This is a genomic window from Ekhidna sp. (genome assembly GCF_039960695.1).
Classification (GTDB): domain Bacteria; phylum Bacteroidota; class Bacteroidia; order Cytophagales; family Cyclobacteriaceae; genus Ekhidna.
Map to the genome: position 1 here is coordinate 218215 of NZ_JBDVKP010000004.1, position 18537 is coordinate 236751.

The 18537-nt window shown below is 39.9% G+C and carries 14 protein-coding genes; 9 read left to right on the top strand and 5 right to left on the bottom strand.

Features of this window, described 5'->3' with window-relative positions:
• Positions 1 to 15: 15 nt before the first annotated feature.
• From ABJG98_RS01655 to rplT, 7 genes are all read left to right on the top strand, one after another.
• Positions 16 to 300, top strand: a complete 285-nt coding sequence (locus ABJG98_RS01655; RefSeq protein ID WP_348277716.1) for a hypothetical protein — start codon at positions 16 to 18, stop codon at positions 298 to 300.
• On the top strand, positions 300 to 1076 hold the full coding sequence (locus ABJG98_RS01660; RefSeq protein WP_348277717.1) for a LexA family transcriptional regulator: 777 nt from the start codon (positions 300 to 302) through the stop codon (positions 1074 to 1076). The genes ABJG98_RS01655 and ABJG98_RS01660 overlap by 1 nt, the downstream gene beginning before the upstream one ends.
• A 39-nt stretch (positions 1077 to 1115) precedes the next feature.
• Positions 1116 to 2183 (top strand): hypothetical protein, encoded by a 1068-nt coding sequence (locus ABJG98_RS01665; protein ID WP_348277718.1) that lies wholly within the window; start codon positions 1116 to 1118, stop codon positions 2181 to 2183.
• Entirely contained in the window at positions 2183 to 4126 is a 1944-nt protein-coding gene (thrS, locus tag ABJG98_RS01670) for a threonine--tRNA ligase (protein ID WP_348277719.1), read from the top strand. The genes ABJG98_RS01665 and thrS overlap by 1 nt, the downstream gene beginning before the upstream one ends.
• 71 nt (positions 4127 to 4197) lie before the next feature.
• Positions 4198 to 4752, top strand: a complete 555-nt coding sequence (gene infC, locus ABJG98_RS01675) for a translation initiation factor IF-3 (protein ID WP_348278093.1) — start codon at positions 4198 to 4200, stop codon at positions 4750 to 4752.
• Positions 4753 to 4775: 23 nt separating this feature from the next.
• On the top strand, positions 4776 to 4970 hold the full coding sequence (gene rpmI / locus ABJG98_RS01680) for a 50S ribosomal protein L35 (protein ID WP_348277720.1): 195 nt from the start codon (positions 4776 to 4778) through the stop codon (positions 4968 to 4970).
• A gap of 142 nt (positions 4971 to 5112) precedes the next feature.
• Positions 5113 to 5454 carry a 50S ribosomal protein L20 gene (gene rplT, locus ABJG98_RS01685; protein ID WP_348277721.1) on the top strand — a complete coding sequence of 114 codons (342 nt, stop codon included), beginning with the start codon at positions 5113 to 5115 and terminating at the stop codon, positions 5452 to 5454.
• A 168-nt stretch (positions 5455 to 5622) separates the two neighbouring features.
• Here the strand turns inward: rplT and ABJG98_RS01690 are convergent, their stop codons facing one another.
• The 3 genes from ABJG98_RS01690 to ABJG98_RS01700 all read right to left on the bottom strand — a co-directional run bounded on the left by ABJG98_RS01690 (position 5623) and on the right by ABJG98_RS01700 (position 14470).
• Positions 5623 to 11613, bottom strand: coding sequence for a T9SS type A sorting domain-containing protein (locus ABJG98_RS01690; RefSeq protein ID WP_348277722.1), 5991 nt, complete (start codon positions 11611 to 11613; stop codon positions 5623 to 5625).
• A gap of 216 nt (positions 11614 to 11829) precedes the next feature.
• Entirely contained in the window at positions 11830 to 12876 is a 1047-nt protein-coding gene (locus ABJG98_RS01695; protein WP_348277723.1) for a response regulator, read from the bottom strand.
• 301 nt (positions 12877 to 13177) lie between these two features.
• The gene (locus ABJG98_RS01700; RefSeq protein WP_348277724.1) at positions 13178 to 14470 is read right to left on the bottom strand and encodes a PAS domain-containing sensor histidine kinase; all 1293 of its coding nucleotides are present in this window, start codon (positions 14468 to 14470) and stop codon (positions 13178 to 13180) included.
• Positions 14471 to 14590: 120 nt separating this feature from the next.
• Here ABJG98_RS01700 and ABJG98_RS01705 point away from each other — a divergent pair, with 120 nt between their 5' ends.
• Together ABJG98_RS01705 and ABJG98_RS01710 are read left to right on the top strand one after the other, a co-directional pair.
• Positions 14591 to 15016: a universal stress protein gene (locus tag ABJG98_RS01705; RefSeq protein ID WP_348277725.1), complete on the top strand. Its 426-nt coding sequence runs from the start codon at positions 14591 to 14593 to the stop codon at positions 15014 to 15016.
• A gap of 1 nt (position 15017) precedes the next feature.
• Entirely contained in the window at positions 15018 to 17390 is a 2373-nt protein-coding gene (locus ABJG98_RS01710; RefSeq protein ID WP_348277726.1) for a heavy metal translocating P-type ATPase metal-binding domain-containing protein, read from the top strand.
• On the opposite strand, the gene ABJG98_RS01715 is transcribed toward ABJG98_RS01710, so the two are convergent.
• Entirely contained in the window at positions 17383 to 18219 is an 837-nt protein-coding gene (locus ABJG98_RS01715) for a sulfurtransferase (RefSeq protein ID WP_348277727.1), read from the bottom strand. The genes ABJG98_RS01710 and ABJG98_RS01715 overlap by 8 nt on opposite strands.
• 9 nt (positions 18220 to 18228) lie before the next feature.
• Positions 18229 to 18522 carry a thioredoxin gene (gene trxA / locus ABJG98_RS01720; RefSeq protein ID WP_348277728.1) on the bottom strand — a complete coding sequence of 98 codons (294 nt, stop codon included), beginning with the start codon at positions 18520 to 18522 and terminating at the stop codon, positions 18229 to 18231.
• Positions 18523 to 18537 lie beyond the last annotated feature (15 nt).

Below are 18537 nucleotides of genomic sequence, written 5' to 3' on the forward strand. Positions count from 1 at the left end.
AGATCAAATTGAAACATGCAGTTAGCAAGAGATTTGATATTAGATGATTATTATAAGCTTAGAATTACTTCAAAGAAGCTAAGCTCAGGTCGCTATCAGGTCAAATTTTTTGCAACAATACGTGAAGAAAAGCAACTCTATGGCTATGTGCTAGTAGAAGCAGGAGAGACATTAAAATCCGTAATCAGTAGAATTAAGAAACGATTAAAGGAGCTTGATTATGGATATGAGAGTAATCATTTCCATTTATATAATGTAGGTCATGAAACTCAACCTACTAACCTTATGATCTTCGAATAATGGCAAGAATACCTAATAACATAAAATTCCTAAGAAAGAAGAAAGGCTTCACCCAGGAAACATTTGCTCAGGCACTAGGCATCAACAGACCATCAGTAGGTGCTTATGAAGAAGGAAGAGCAGATCCCAGGCTTACAACACTATCCAAGATGGCCGAGCTTTTTGAAGTTACCGTCGATGAGCTGATCAGCGAAGATTTGACTAAAGAAAATAGGATTCCGAAACAAAATGTCAAAGTACTTGCAATAACTGTTGATGAGAATGCCGACGAGGAATTCATTCAACTAGTGCCTACTAAAGCTGCAGCGGGATACACGAATGGATACTCAGATCCAGAATACCTAACTGATTTGCCCAGATTCCATCTTCCTGTTTTACCAAAAGGAGGCACTTATCGTGCGTTTGAAATTGCGGGAGACTCCATGTTACCCATCGTTTCTGGTAGCATAGTTATTGGTAAGTACATTGAACAGCTTGATCACATTCGAAATGGGAGTACATATGTACTGGTAACTCAATCTGAGGGAGTAGTATACAAGCGAGTTTTCAATTACATAGAGGAAAAAGGGAAGCTATTTCTTGTATCAGATAATAAGTCATTCAGTGCCTATGAACTCGATCCAACTGAGGTGGTAGAGATATGGGAGGCCAAAGCCTACATCTCCGTCGAATTTCCTGATCCCAATGCTACCAACGATTTATCTATGGATCAATTGATGGGAATGATTGGCAATCTTAGAAATGATGTAGAACGATTAAAGAAGACCACCGACTAGCTTTTATTCCATTTCTTTCGAGCTAACTTTGATCCTCATATGCGAGGATCTGTTTTTATTGTGATTCTGTTTTTAATTGGGTGCTCTTCACCCTCTAAAGACAGAATTATTGTACCTAAACTTCATGCTGGATTCTATTCTGATGCACTTAATAGAATCAACAAGGAACTAGATTCTTCGCCCGAAGATGAGCGTCTCATAGATCAAAAATTATTTTATTGTCAGCAGTTGGAATGGCCGACTACATGTATTTCTGCCCTTGACGCATACAAAGAAATTCATGGGATGACCAATCAATTGGTAGAACAATATATTGCCTATTACAAGAGACATGAGCGTTATCAACTTTTGCTTGAATTGATAGCACGTTGGGGTGAAGAATATGATTTAGGTGAAAAGTACATGGAAACATATATCGATGGCTTAACCAGACTTGGGAGAAATGAAGCAGCCAAAATTGAGTTAAAAGAATATTTAAAAGTCAATCAGTCGCAGACAACAATTTCATTTGCTTCGAAACAATATTTACGAATGAAAGACACTACCCTGGCCGCTTATAACTTAGGAAAGCTCTATAAGCTGGATAGAGGTAGTGATCTTATGTGGGATTACGGGAAGATACTGATATCCCTCGGCTATTATGAATTAGGATTTAGCGTGTTGGATAATTATGTAATCAAGCATCGTGATGACTTTGAAACACAATTTGTATACGCAAAACTGTTGGAAAGAACGAATCGAAATAAGAAGGCGCGAAATGTCTTGAAACTTCTCGTCAGCGAAGATACTGCAGCATATCTGATGGCTGATTTATTCAAAAAAGATTTGATGTGGGATTCAGCGGGCTATGTGCTTAATCGTGTAATTACTAGTGATTCATTGGCCAGAAAGCCTTTTTGGAAGTTGGGAAGACTCTATGAGGATAGAGGATGGTTTCTTTCTGCCATTCCATATTTCGAATATCTGACTGAATTGAATCCTCAAGACACATTAGCGAAGCAAAGAATAGATCTTATACAGCGAAAAATTGCATATTTGCAGCGCTTAAAATTTGAGGAAAATAAGATTCCTACAATAGAATTACAACCAAAAAAAATTGAAAATTAATGAGTGATCAAATCACCATTACACTGCCTGATGGATCCAAACGATCCTATACCAAAGGAGTAACCGCACTTGATGTAGCCACAAGTATTAGTGAAGGACTCGCTCGAAATGTACTTGCTGCTAAAGTGAACGGAGAAGTAAGAGATTCATTCCGTCCAATAGAAGAAGATTCAGAGCTTCAGTTGCTAACATGGAATGATGATGAAGGCAAGTCTACTATGTGGCATTCATCTGCCCACATTATGGCAGAGGCGCTAGAAGCTTTATACCCTGGCATTAAACTAGGAATAGGTCCACCCATTGAGAATGGTTTCTATTACGATATTGATTTTAACGGTGTCGAATTCGATGCAGATAATCTAGAGGTTATTGAAAATAAGATGCTAGAGTTAGCTCGTGAAAAAAATGAGTTTACAAGAAAAGTAATTTCAAAAGCAGATGCCATTACTTACTATAAAGAAAAAGGAGATGAATACAAGCTGGAGCTGATCGATGGGTTGGAAGATGGAAGCATCACCTTTTACAAGCAAGGCAACTTTACTGATCTTTGTCGAGGACCTCATATCCCGCATACTGGCTACGTAAAGGCGGTGAAAATACTGAATGTCGCTGGCGCCTACTGGAGAGGAGATGAGAATCGAAAGCAACTCACAAGGCTTTATGCCATCTCGTTTCCAAAGCAAAAAGAGCTAAAAGAACATTTAGAACTTTTGGAGCAAGCGAAGCTCAGAGACCATCGAAAAATAGGAAAAGAGCTGGAGCTTTTCACTTTTTCTGAGAAGGTGGGCAAAGGTCTTCCATTGTGGCTACCAAAAGGAGCTGTACTTCGTGAGCGTTTAGAAAACTTCTTAAAGAAGGCACAATTAAAAGCTGGATATGATCAGGTAGTTTCTCCTCATATTGGTTCAAAAGAGTTGTATGTGACATCCGGGCACTATGCCAAGTATGGAGAAGATTCGTTTCAACCTATTCATACACCGGCTGCCGATGAAGAGTTTCTACTTAAGCCAATGAACTGTCCTCACCACTGTGAGATTTATAAATCAAAACCCAGGTCTTACAAAGATTTGCCAATTAGGTACGCTGAGTTTGGTACTGTATATAGGTATGAACAAAGCGGTGAGCTTCACGGACTAACCAGAGTGAGAGGATTCACGCAAGATGATGCACATATTTTCTGCAGCCAGGATCAGGTGAAAAGTGAGTTTGCCAAAGTTGTAGACCTGGTGCTTTATGTATTCTCTGCACTTGGGTTTGAAGATTTCACAGCACAAGTTTCATTACGTGATCCAAATAACCCTGATAAGTACATCGGAAAAGATGAAGACTGGGAGAAAGCAGAAGCGGCAATAAAAGAAGTAGCGGAAGAGAAGGAGTTGAACTTTGTTATTGAATACGGTGAAGCAGCATTCTATGGACCAAAGTTAGACTTCATGGTGAAAGATGCACTCGGCAGGAAGTGGCAACTAGGAACCAGTCAGGTTGATTACAGTCTGCCTGAACGTTTTGAGCTAGAATACATAGGTAGCGACAATAAGAAACACAGACCAGTTATGATTCACAGAGCACCCTTCGGATCGATGGAGCGTTTCATTGCTATTCTTATTGAGAATTGTGCCGGAGATTTTCCATTATGGCTAGCGCCGGATCAGATTGCTATTCTTCCGATTTCAGAGAAGTACCACGATTATGCAAAACAACTCTTCATTGAAATGCAGGAGCAAGATATCCGTGGATTTGTAGACGAACGTGATGAGAAGATCGGTAAGAAGATCCGTGATGCAGAGGTGAAAAAAACTCCTTACATGTTAATCGTTGGTGAGAAAGAAGCTGAAGAAGCAACCGTTTCTGTTAGACAGCACGGTCATGGAGATATCGGATCCATGAAAAAAGAAGAATTTGCTCATTTTTTCCACAATAAAGTGGACGAACTTATCAATTGAGTTTTGTTAGGAGTAAAATATCACGATATTTGCGTTTTGTTTTTAATGTTCAACTTAAATAAAGGAGTACAATCGCTAAACTAAGAAGAAGAGGCCCTTCCAGAATTCGAAAAGAAGAGCCCTACAAGGTAAATGAAAAGATCACTGCACGAAATGTAAGGGTGGTTGGAGACAATGTAAAGGTTGATGTTTACCAGATTGAGCAGGCTATTAAAATAGCACAGGAGCAAAATCTCGACTTGGTGGAAATTTCACCCAATGCTGACCCGCCAGTTTGCAAAGTGATTGACTACTCTAAGTTCAAGTACGAGCAAAAGAAGAAGCAGAAAGAAATTAAGGCAAAAGCGCAAAAGACTGTCATTAAGGAAATACGCTTTGGCCCGAATACGGATGATCATGACTTCAACTTTAAGTTGAATCATGCCATCAAGTTTTTGAAAGATGGGGCTAAGGTGAAAGCATACGTTCACTTCTATGGAAGAACGATTGTTTTCAAAGACAGAGGAGAAATCTTACTTCTTAAGTTTGCTCAGGCACTTGAGGAGTTTGGTAAGGTAGAGCAGCTTCCAAAGATGGAGGGGAAACGAATGATTTTGTTCGTAGCACCTAAAGTGGCTAAGAAATAATTAAAACGTAGAATAAAGTAGAAATGCCGAAACTTAAAACAAACTCCAGTGCAAAGAAGCGATTTAAGCTTACTGGTACTGGAAAACTTAAAAGAAAGCATGCATTCAAAAACCACATTCTGACAAAGAAGGAAACTAAGCAGAAGAGAAATCTGCGATACTTCTCAGTTGTGGACAAGGCAGACGAACCAAACATCAAACGCCTGTTGAATTTATAATTTAACCTACACGTAGGTCAAATTTAATTCGGAATGTAATTTCTTTTAAACCCACAGTGTGGGTGGTTAAATGTAAAACCCGGTTATTGGTTGAAAGACGTTGATAAATAAGTAACGCACCAATCGCCAAAACAAAACAAAAATGAGATCAGTAAATCATGTAGCTGCCAGAAATCGTCGTAAGAAGATGATGAAGCATGCCAAAGGATATTTTGGCAGAAGAAAAAACGTTTGGACTGTGTCCAAAAATGCCATTGAAAAAGGATGGCAATATGCTTACCGTGATAGGAAAGCAAAGAAAAGAGAATTTAGAGCACTTTGGATTCAGCGTATCAATGCTGGTGCAAGAGAGCATGGAATGTCTTACTCTGTATTCATGGGTAAATTGACTGCAAAAGGAATCGAAATCAATAGAAAGGCGCTTGCTGATTTAGCGATGAATGAGCCTAAAGCTTTCAAAGCCGTGGTTGATGCAGTGAAGTAAGATTAATAAGTTATCAAGTGAAAACCCTGTCAGCAATGGCAGGGTTTTTTTATGTTTAGATAGAAGAGGTCATACTGGATGCTTATACTAAACGTAAAAACTTAGGTTTAAAAAAAGCCTGATGAATTTCTTCACCAGGCTTTCCTCATCATACTGACACTAATCTTCCTACTTAACTATAAGACGTTTGATTGTGTTTACATCTGGTCCTTGTACCCTGATGAGATACATGCCACTCTTAAGCTCTGTAACATCAAATGTATGATTGCTGATACCCTCTTCATATCTAAAGGATTTTAAAATAGTACCACTAAGTGTAAGTAATTCTACAGAAGTGGCTACGCCATCATTTACCTGAATAATGGCATGATGTTCTGATGGATTAGGGTAGATACTGATAGATACATCTTCGAAAGCGCCTAAGCTGATACGTTTGATTTCAGAGTATTCGAATTGACCATCAAAATCAACTTGTTTCAATCGGTAGTAGTTGAAACCACTCCTCAGGTTTGTGTGAGAAAATGAGTAGCTAGATACACTGTTCACTGTCCCATTTCCATCAACCGTTCCTATGCTTTCAAAGGTGAGCCCATCGTAAGAGTGCTCAATTTCAAAATAATCGTTATTAATCTCTTGTGCCGTAATCCAGGTAAGCTCTGCAGTGTTATTATTCAGTACCACTTTAAAACTGATAAGCTCTACAGGTAATGGTGATACATTGTTGTATAAATAATCAGGGACATTGGCAAACTCACCACTTTGACCTTGTGTAAAGTCATCGAAGTAGTTACCATTTCCATCAGTATCTTCAGCGATTGTAAGCGTTCCATCATCATCATCGTCATCATCTCGGAAGTTTGCCAGTCCATCACCATCAGCGTTTGGTAATGCTGCTCCAATACCTCCCTGATTAGGATCGAATGCATCTATGATTCCATCTCCATCAAGATCAATATTACCTTCATTGGTATCTAGTATCAAGTCTCCATCATCATCCCAGGAGGGTGTCCCATCAAAATTGGAATCATGTCCTTCAAATAAATCTCCCAATCCTGGACTTCCGGCACTATCACCATCTGAATCGGTATCTAGATAATCTGGGTTGGCGTCGCCATCTGTATTGACAATAGATAGGGCAGAACCTCCATTGTCTGGATCTACGCTATCGTGAAGTCCATCACCATCCGTATCTACGAAGTTATCGATGGCGCCATCTCGGTTGGTATCTGTACCATTGTTTTCAGCTGCATCTGTAATACCGTCATTGTCAGAATCTCTGTCTAGGAAATCAGGTAGACCATCATCATAGCCGGTTCCATTGTCAGAGTCTGGATTAGCAAGAGCAGTTCCTCCATTATCAGTATCTACGTCATTGGCGTGGCCATCATTATCCGTATCATTGGCAGATACATACGATGATAAGTATGCTCCTTCAGCAGACATATTTGCTGGTAGTGAACCACCATTTGCTTCTATGGCATCAGGAACACCATCATTGTCTGAATCTAAATCCTGGTGATTAGGGACACCATCCAAATCTTGATCAAAAATGTCACTGATACCGTCAGAGTTTGCATCAGCATAACCAGCAAAGTCTGAATCTTGAAAGTTCAAAATACCATCCGCATCTGCATCTGCAGTAGGGTCGGTGCCATTACCTTCTTGTAGGTCAGTAAGCCCATCATTGTCACTGTCATTATCTGAATCGTCCTGAACGCCATCATTGTCAGAATCAAAGGCGCATGCATCGAATACTAGCCCATCTACAGCGACTGTTCCAGAGTTTCTTTCAAATCGAATATAGCGTACTGCATCAGTTATCGTTGTATATGTGAATGTCTCTTCTGCAGTAAAGGCAATTGTACTCGCATGGGTAAATAAATCACCATAGGTAACATTGTCAGATGAACTTGTAACATTGATTTCATCTCCAATATTAGCGGCTGTAAAATGTATAGTTATTACAGTGCCGGCATCTAAATTATATCCGAGATCTAGGTCTAGTTGATCTCCTGCTCCTAGAACAGCCAGCGGACCTGTTCCATCACCTGGATCATACTCAGGTACACCAAGAGCTGCCGTAGCACCTCCACCACCAATTCCATTCGAAGACTCTACAGCCAAGGCGTTTTGATTAAGGACGGTAACTCTTCCAGTCCCACATGTATTGCCATTTGACTCTAAATAATCAGGTGTTCCATTCGCAGGATTGATATCCACATTTTCATCAGCAGTAGGGGTTCCGTCTCCGTCATCATCATTATCTCTATAGTCCGGTTCGGCATCTGCATCAGTGTTTTGCACTGCAACCGCCGAACCTCCATTGTCAGGATCAAATGAATTGTCAATTCCATCACCGTCAGTGTCTATTCCTGCTAATGCCGCATCAGCCACACCGTCGGCATTGTTGTCATTCCCTTCAATCAAATCAGTAATGCCATCATTATCACTGTCAGAGTCCTGAAAATCTGGAGTACCATCGGTATCGTGATCGTTACCAATAATGGCTGTACCGCCATTATCAGCATCAAAATCATCAGAAATACCGTCACCGTCTGTATCTGTTGCTGTTGGTGCTCCAATATATCCTGCTGTAGTTTGCCCTTCTCTCAGGTCCAGAATACCATCGTTGTCTGAGTCTCCATCTCTATAGTCAAGATTCCCATCGCTATCAGTATCTGTAAATGAGTCTGGGATGCCATTGGCATTGGTGTCTGTCCCTACGGATTCGATAGAATCTGGGATGCCATCTCCATCCGCATCCGCGTCTTCAAAATCATCCAGTCCATCGCCATCAAAATCATTATTTGGCAGAGGTGTTCCACCGGTAAATGCGCCGCCCGTATCATCAATATCGTCTACAAGTCCGTCACCATCTGAATCATTTGCTGTTGCATAGGTTGAGGGATATTGACCGTTTTCATCCATGTTAGCAGGTAATGTACCGTCGTTTGCTTCGTAAGCATTCGGTATGCCGTCACCATCAATGTCTAAATCATATCGATCTACAATGCCATCACCGTCAAAGTCGGTAACATCAGATTGTTGTGTATCTGGAATGCCATCGTTGTTATCGTCAAGGTCAGAAGCGTTAGCAACACCGTCACTGTCCGGATCATCTGTAAATTGTAAGTAATCAGGATTTGGTCCGCCTTGTGTCATGTCATCAGCGAAATTGGCATTTCCATTAAAATCTTCAGAAGAGCTTATTAATCCATCGCCATCGTCATCGGTATCCCGATAATCTGGTCGGGTATCTACATCCAGATCCTGAGTAGGGGCAGTGACTCCAGTTATCGATCCACAAGGAGCGCAATCTGTATCGTAGGCATCATCAAGGCCATCACCATCTGTATCTGTTCCAGAAGCCAGCTCATCAGCGACTCCATCGCTATCATTATCTCTTCCTTCAGTAGAATCGTTGATTCCGTCACCATCAGAGTCTGTATCCAGATAATCTGGAGTTGAATCTCCATTGGTATCTGTTCCTGGAGGAGTGGTTCCTCCATTGTCTGAGTCGTAGCTATTGTCCCAGCCATCTCCATCACCATCTGCACCGGCAGGTGCTACAAAACCAGTGCTTGATTGAGCTTCTACATTATCAGTAATTCCATCATCATCTGAATCAATATCGATATAGTTAGCAAAGCCATCACCATCTGTGTCTAAGGCAAATTTGGAAATACTTCCACTGAGTAGTGTGGTGCCGAACACATCCGGGTCAAAGTCATCATTAAAGCCGTCTCCAGTTGCGTCCGCAAAATTGTCTATTGTTCCATTACCATCAGAATCAGTGCCACCTGCTTCAACTAAATCAGGAATTCCATCACCGTCTGAATCAAGATCTCTGAAATCGTTGACAGCATCGCCATCAGTATTTGGATTGGCAAGTGGCGTACCAGCTGTGTAAGCGCCACCAGTATCATCAACATCATCAACCCGACCGTCATTGTCTGAATCGTTGGCTAACGAGTATGCAGGAGAGTATGCTCCATCTTCATCCATGTTTGCAGGAAGGAGGCCTCCATTGGCTTCCACTGCATCTGGAATTCCATCATTATCAGTGTCTTTGTCCACATGGTCTGGAATACCATCCAGGTCTAAATCTGCATTGTCATTTACCCCGTCTCCGTTAACATCTGTAAAACCAGCAAAATCTGCATCCATGTAATCCGGAATTTTATCACCATCTGTATCTAATGAATGATCAACACCACCACCTTCGGTGATATCGGCAATACCGTTATTATTATCATCAGGATCATCAAAATCTAGTATTTCATCATAATCAGAATCAATTCCGCACCATGAAAAATCATCGAGACCTACAGCTTGATTACCAATAGGAACGGCATTTCCGTATTTGATGACCAATGAATCTACCGATTGCAATAAGCAAAGCCTGACATTACCCAAATATTCATCATCTTCAGAATTATTAGTTCCTGCAATGAAATTATTGGAGTTGAGTTTATTGTAAGCACCGTTGATTATGTTGCTTCCATCCAGGACGATCACATCTCCATCTCTAAAAATATTTACCGCCATTGAGTCCAGATGATTTCCGACACCATAATCAATGTCAAGCAAATCGAAACAGAATCCTTCCAAAGGCTTATCAAATTTTACTCTTAATAAGGTGAAGGCAGTATTAGAAGCTACCGTTTGAAGTACTCTGACGTAATTGTCTGATTGAATTTGATCATCAATTTCATATTCTTGACTAACATTTGATGGATCTGTAAAACTGAAAGTAATATCAACCCCATCAACAGTAAAAACGGGTCCTGGTGTGGTTCCATCTGCAAAGCCATTGAAAGTTAGTACTGAGCCATCATCACAAGCAGAAATATAATCTGGAATACCGTCGGCATTGGCATCTGGGATTTCTGCGCTTGTGAGTGTCCCGTCACCATCGTCATCAGTGTCGCGGTAATCTTCAGTGGTATCATCATCGACAAGATTTGCTGCAACTGCCGCTGCGCTTCCTGTTGAATTGCCTGTTTCATCAAGGCCGTTTACTGTATCCAGGTTGTCATCTATTCCGTCACCGTCTGCATCTGTTCCAGCGAGAGCAAGGTCTGCAACACCATTGAAGTCAATGTCGTTGCCTTCAATGAGGTCACTTACTCCATCATCATCAGAATCATCATCTAGATAGTCGTCTGTTCCATCACCGTCGGTGTCTTCAGGGAAGCCTCCGGTAGCGGGTAAATTTTCAATGGCATCTAATATACCGTCATTATCAGAGTCAAGATCCAATGCGTCTGGCGCTTGATCATTGTCAGAATCGTAACGATCATCGGCGTTATCTCCATTGACATCTACCCTGCCAGGAAAATCGCTATCATATACGTTTGGAATTCCATCGGCATCTACATCACCCGGTGTGTATCCTTCCTCTACATTACTGATACCATCTCCATCTGAGTCAGTTTCCAGGTTATCTCTGGTGCCATCATTATCAAAATCAAAGGAGCAGTAATCAAAATCTCCAATACCTAAATCCTGCTCACCAAAGTCTGCATCTGTATTTGTCCATGTTATTTCTATGCGCTGTATAGGTTGAGCAAAGCAAATTTGAACAGTTGCAGCGTCTGCACCAAAAAATGCAAATTCAATACCTATTCCTTCAAATTGATTGGTTCCATTGTATTGGGTTGTTCCTCCATTATTAATGGTGTAGCTGGCATCCGCAGCATTACCTAAATCAAGTGGTGCTACAGCAAGAGCACTTGTATATGCGTCAACAGTGACAATATCATTAGCAACGACATTGAAGAATCCTGTAAAATCTTGATCTACATCCAATAAGTCGAAACAAAAATCATAGAGTAGATCACCTCCAAAATTTATAGTAATTGTGTTGCTTTCTGTCCCATCGACGAGATCTTGGCTGAGTTCCCAAGAAGTGGACTGTACAAAAGGGTCAGTATACAAATTCCCCGCTACTGCGTCGTTGGTTATCCCGCCACTTCCTGCGATTGAATAGGTAAATCCTACGGTTTCGTCCGTGTGGGTATCACCGTCGATTGGCGCACTGGCAGTATATTCATCCCAGTCAAAATCGGCTCTGGCAGCACAAAGATCTTGTGAAAATGCGGATTGGCCATAAAACATTACCCCCAGCAAGGCGGTGAATTGTAGTAGGTTTTTCATGAAAACAGGTCTCTGATGGTATTAATATTGAGAATTTGTAACAACGCTCATTAGCATATCTATACTTTATCTCGAATTAATTATATCCGCGAATATATCATGATAGACATTATCAATTGATAATTTTTCGATGAAATGTAATTTTTAGTGTTATTTACGATATTATAGGCTGCGATGGATTCTACCCACAGATTTTTTATACCAAGGGTTGATCTCTTAAAATTTCACTTGCTTGATTTTCTCTGGCCTTAGAATGGAAATAGCGCTTCCATTTATTTCTATCCACTCATCTTTCTTGAATTCAGAAAGTATCCGTATTACGGACTCTGTAGCTGTACCGACCATTCCTGCCAGATCTGCTCTGGAAATGTCTATTGTTACTGATTCTTCCGAACCAGTGTAGGTTTCATAAAGCTTGTATAACGAGTCAGCGGTACGCTTTCTTACGGTATTGTATGCCATTTCCATTAGTTCGTGCTCTCTTTGAGACAAATTGTTTGACAGCATTTTTATGAATTGCCCTGAGACTTCTCTGTTCTTAAAAATAAGCTGCTGAAAGTCGCTTTTTGGAATAAGAATTAATTCGGTTTCTTCCATCGTCTCGGCAAATTCGGTTCGAGAAGTATCTTGAATCGTAGATATTTCTCCTAAGAAATCACCTTCTTTCCTTATGTCATAGATAAATTCTTTACCGTCTTCATTTATACGGTATGTTTTTACCTTTCCTTTTTTGATTTTATATACGAAAGAGCCTAAATCACCCTCTCGGTATATAATCTCCTTCTTTTTGAAGCTTTGTGATCTCCTTTCCTTATCTAACTCTTCAATGTTGTCATATTTAGATGCATACGCCACAAGCTCTTCTACTTCAGAGACCTGACTGAGCTCACTATATTTTGTTAGTCTTCGCTCAATTGCCCCTAAGAGTTCCATTTCTTCAAATGGCTTGGTGATATAGTCATCGGCACCCATATTCATGCCTTTTCTAAAATCTGCCTTTTCTGCTTTTGCCGTCAGGAATATAAATGGGAGCGAAGCTGTAGATGGATTTTTTGTTAGTAAATAGAGAACTTCATAGCCATCCATCTCGGGCATCATGATATCGCATAGTATCAGATTTGGATGAGTGGTGAGTGCCTGCTTTACACCTTCTTTTCCATTGGAAGCTGAAGAAACCTTATAATTAGAAAGTTCTAGTAGTTCTACGATGTTTTCTCTCACATCAAGCTGATCTTCGATGACAAGAATATGCTGTTGACTCATATAAGCAATTGCTTTCTTTGAAAAACCAAATTAGTAAAATTGAGTGACGATAATCACTTCTTAGGCTAAGTAAAGTCATTAATGAAGCCAATTGTTTGCTTTTTCTTTGACTTAAAATTTACGATTATGAATATATGGGTTTATTTCAGTGTATTTGCAGCAGCAATAGCTGTTTATGCCATGATTAATATTTTGATGGCACGATTTTCCACAAATAAAAAAATGCTTTGGTTTGCGATCGTAGTTTTAATTCCGGTCCTGGGACCAGTTGTTTACATGTTTAGCCGCAAATCATTAGATGCTAGTTCAAAGGAAGTGAGAAACTGAAGGTGCTGCCTTTTCCCTCTTCACTTGTAAAGGTTATTTGACCGTTGATAAGTTGGACATATTTCTTTACAATGTTCAATCCTAGTCCTGTCCCTTGAATGTTGGTAGCATTTCCAGCTCTAAAGAATCGTTCAAACAATCGCTTTTGTTCAGACTTGGGTATTCCGATACCACGATCTTTTATCTTTATATTCAGCGTATTACCCGAATCAATTATTATTTCTATTTGATCATCTTCTCTCGAATACTTGCTGGCATTTGATATAAGATTTATCAGGATATTCCTTAAAATATGAGCATCAGTTTTGATTTTAGGTGCTTTTCCCTTTACCAAAATCTCTTGTCCTTTTTTTAGACTTGAGCTCATATTCTCGATTATTTCAGTGATTATTTCATTGGGATCAACTTCCAGTGCTTCAACATTTTGTGAGCCACTTTCTAATTTTTCAAGAGATAGGAAATCATTTAGAATGTTTGTAAGGTTATCGACGCTTTTCCGTATTCTTTCCACATGTTTTTCTCTCGCACTTTGCTGATCGCTTTCCTTATACTTTGCAATTAAGTTTGCTGATGATAGAACAGTCGTCAAAGGAGTTCTGAATTCATGACTTGCCATGGATACAAACCTAGATTTTAGTTCTCCCAGTTCTTTTTCTTTTTCAAGGGAAATTAAAATTTCTCGTTCAGCTTTTTTAAGATCCTTTAAGCTTTCCTTGAGTGCATCTTCGGCAAGCTTTCTTTCTTGAATCTGGCTTTCAAGTCCAAGATTCATATGTTCGAGTTCGCTTGTGCGACCTTTTACTTTTTTTTCAAGCTCACTTGTATATTCCTCAAGTTTTTGACGTTGCTCTTCAAGTCTAAATTCATTTTCCTTTCGTATGGAGATATCGGTAATGAAGGCAAAGACCATTTTTTGGTCATGATGCTGTATGTAACTTAGACTTATTTCTAGCGGAAAGGAGCTACCATCTTTTCTAAGTCCAGAGAGATCGCGACCAATACCCATTCGTCGGGGTTGTGGCTTTTTGATGTAGTCATTTCTATACTTTTCATGTTTATGCTGAACACTTTTTGGAACAAACTTTTCAACTTTTGCTCCAATGAGTTCACCTTCTTCATAGCCAAACATTTCCCGGGCTCTGGGATTGACCATTTCTACCTCACCTGTTTTATTAAAGACCATTATGCCTTCTCCCGAGCTCTCAAATAACTTTTCAAGTAGTTCTAAGCCTTGTTTAGAGACAATATCCTTACTGCTTAACTTCATAATCTTTACTTAGAGAAGTAAACCTATGGTGGAATGTGACAAAATTCAATAATAGCCTTGATGAATGTCAATGTTGAGGATAAAAAGACCCTCTAGTTTTGAATCTTAAACTAGAACTGCGTGATCTCAAGTATACTTATTCCTACAGATTTTTCTCCTGCTTCCTGGAACGCTACTCAAGTAGGTTTGGAGTTGTCAAGACTGAATACGGAGGCGATTCTATCATTTCTTCATATCTATCCGCTTGCCGCCCGACATACGCAGAAAGATATACAGGTTATTAGTAAGCAGAAATTGGAGGAAGTTGAAAAACGAATGAATCAACTTGCCGTAGACTTAATAGAGCAACCGGAGCAGCGCATCAAAAACATGGTCTTGTCTGGTAATGTAGAGGAAACCATGATTCGCTTTATCCGAGAAAATCATTTTGATCTTGTAATAGTAGGAATTAATGGAAATGGTCAGAATAATGAGATAGGAAGTCATACTGTAAGTGTGATAAAGGAAAGTGGTATCCCAGTAATGATCGTCCCAAATCGACTCTAAGATGGAGACATTGTATTCTGAAGAAATTGTTTGCCACCATTGTGGAGATTCATGTGATGATTCTATTCAAAATGTAAATTTTAGTTTCTGTTGCTTTGGCTGCAAAGCGGTGTATGAGCTTTTAGATCAGAGTAATCTCAACCAATACTACTCCGAGACTTCTTTAGAAAATAAATCTTTGTCTGAAATAAAAGCAGAACGTAAGTATGCGTTCCTCGACAATGAAGACATTAAAAAGCAACTTTTGAGATTTAAGAATGAAGAATTATCTGTAGTGAAGTTGTTGCTTCCGGGCATTCATTGTAGCTCATGTATTTATTTGCTGGAACACTTGCCAAGATTGGAAAATGCCGCTATAAGATCTGAAGTAAACTTTGTGAAGCGAGAAGTAATTATCACTTTCGATCATAGGCAAAAGTCATTGAAAAATTTGGCAATCTTGCTTTCACAATTGGGCTATCCTCCTGATATCTCACTGGATAGTCTTGATAAGACAAAGAACCAGGTTTCAAAATCTAATATCGGGACAAAAATTGCAGTCGCAGGTTTTTGCTTTGGCAATGCTATGCTCATGAGCATGCCCGAATATCTGGATCAAAACTTTCTACTTACAGATGATTTCAAGGCGGTTTTCAGCTGGGTGAATTTTGCGCTGGCTCTTCCAGTAATGCTGTATTCTGGAAGTGACTACTTCAAAAAGGCCTGGAAAGGCATTCGCTATAGAAATTTAAACATTGATGTTCCCATAGCTATTGGCATTTTTACATTATTCATGAGAAGTGCCTATGAGATAATTTCAAGTACTGGCATGGGATATGTTGATTCTTTATCCGGCCTGGTATTTTTTCTCTTAATCGGCAAATGGTATCAAAGTAAAACCTATCAAGCGCTTTCATTTGATAGGGACTTCACTTCATATTTTCCAGTGTCTGTCACGTGTAAAGTTGATAATGAGGAAATACAAAGACCATTAAAAGAACTGAAAAAGGGTGATCAGGTAATCATTCATAATGATGAGCTTATTCCTGCTGATGGCTTACTGAAGGTGGGTAGAGGCAATGTCGATTACAGCTTTGTTACAGGTGAATCAAAACCTGAAGGTAGAGAACCTGGACAGCAAGTCTATGCTGGGGGAAGACAAAAAGGTGGTGAGTTGGTCGTTGAATTAACAGAAACTGTTAACAATAGTGAGCTTACTAGCTTGTGGAATTCTCAATCCTTCAATAAATCGAATCAGGCTGATTTACATACCTGGGTTGATAAGATCAGCAAGTACTTCACGGCCACAATTATTATCCTCGCCATTTATACGGCTTTTTTTTGGTGGTTAAATGATCCTTCACTCATTTGGAATTCGGTAACTGCCGTTTTGATTGTGGCTTGCCCATGTGCCTTAGCGCTTGTGTTGCCATTCGCCTATGGACATGCAATGCGAAAGCTTGGAAAGGAGGGATTGTACCTTAAAAATGCTGAAGTGATCGAATCGCTGGCCAAGGTGAATTCAATTGTATTTGATAAAACGGGGACATTAACCACAACCGAAGCTGGGTTTGGGTATACTGGAGATGTCATAAAAGGAAGAGAAATGGCGTGTCTGAAATCAGCAATTGGCAACTCTGCACACCCTTTAAGTAGATTAATCCATAATGAACTTCCTGTTTGCATGAAACTACCAATTTCAAGCTTCATTGAGGAGACAGGCAAAGGATTTACTGCTGAAGTAAATGGCCTGCAAGTAAAAGTTGGTTCTGCTGAATACCTGCAAATCTCCACCGAAAATTCTACCATCAATCAATCTAATGTGTTTGTAAGCGTTGCAGATAGGATGGGGCATTTTACGATAAAGTCTGCTTATCGAAAAGGAATTTTTGATATGTTAAAAAGCTTGAAAAGCAAATATTTGTTGACGTTGCTATCTGGTGACAACGACGCTGAGAGACAAAAACTAGCGTCTTATTTTGATGAGTCTTATTTTAAGCAAAAACCAATGGATAAATTGGAATATCTCAGATATGATAATTTGAATCAGTTGATGGTAGGAGATGGTTTAAATGATGCCGGTGCATTGAAGGAAGCATCCGTTGGAATAGCCATATCAGAGGATATACATCAATTTTCACCTGCTTGTGATGCGATATTGTCCGCTGATAAAGCCACCTCTCTACCTGCGATTTTGGGGTTTTCAAAGCGTGTAATGTGGGTGGTCTTTTTTGCATTTGGTATTTCATTCCTCTACAACATTGTAGGTCTTTCATTCGCCATGTCCGGGCGGTTAACTCCACTAATTTCGGCAATTCTGATGCCTATTAGTTCAGTCACAGTAGTAGGGTTCGTAACATTGATGGTGGCCTGGTTGGGCAAGAGGTTCAATTAGTTGCAACTGGCAAATTGGATGGCTGTCCCCATTCACTCCAGGAGCCATCATATACGGCTAAATTTCTGTAACCAACAAGATATGCTGCCAACAAGATGATGCATGCGGTTAAGCCTGAGCCACATGAGAATATCAACTTCTTGTCTTGAATATTTATGGCGTCAAAAACATTCCATAATTCATCAACTTCTCTCATACGGTATCCATCAATGACTTTTGTAAATGGGAGGTTGATGGAATTTGGGATATGACCACCTCTCAAGCCAGCTCGCGGCTCTGGTTCTGTTGCAATGAAGCGGCCATTAGATCTGGCGTCTAACACCACTGCTTCGGGATTACTGATTTGTGCCAAAACATATTCTGAACTCACAAAGCAACTTTTGTTGAGGTTCGGCTCGAACTGTCCTTCTGGTCTCTCAAGTCTCTCTTTTGATTCTGTTGGAAAACCATTTTCGACCCACTCAGGTAATCCTCCATTAAGCACTGCCACTTGCTCAAGGCCCATTGACTTAAACATCCACCAAGCTCTGGGCGCTGAGTAGACGCCATGATTATCATAAATTATAACGATGCTGTTTGTATTGATTCCAAGTTTTCTTGTCTCCATTTCAAACTGTGGTTTGTCACACATCATATGTGGTAAGTCAATGGATGTATCTGAGAAAACTCCGTCGATATCAAAAAAAAGTGCGCCAGGGATTTGTACTTCTTTACTGGGTACTTCTCCAGCAGACTTTGGCTTTGCCAGAGTGGCATCCAGAATAATTAAGTTAGGATTAGCTAAATTCTGATTTAGCCATCCTGATGATACCAATGTTGATATTGACATACCTGAAATTTAGGCACTTTCGATGGCCTGTTCAAGCGTATGTTTTGGAATAGCTCCTGACTGCCTCCAAATCTGTTTACCACTTTTAAACAAGATAAAAGTAGGCACACCTCGAACATTGAATTTGTGAGCTGCCGCTTGATTCTTGTCAATATCAACTTTAATGATCCGCGCTTTCTCACCTATTTCTGACTTCAGTTCTTCTAAAATAGGAGCCATTGTTTGGCATGGTCCGCACCAGGTAGCATGAAAGTCAACCAATACCGGTTGATCTCCATTAATTAATTCATTGAATTTTGACATATCAATCTGCTAACA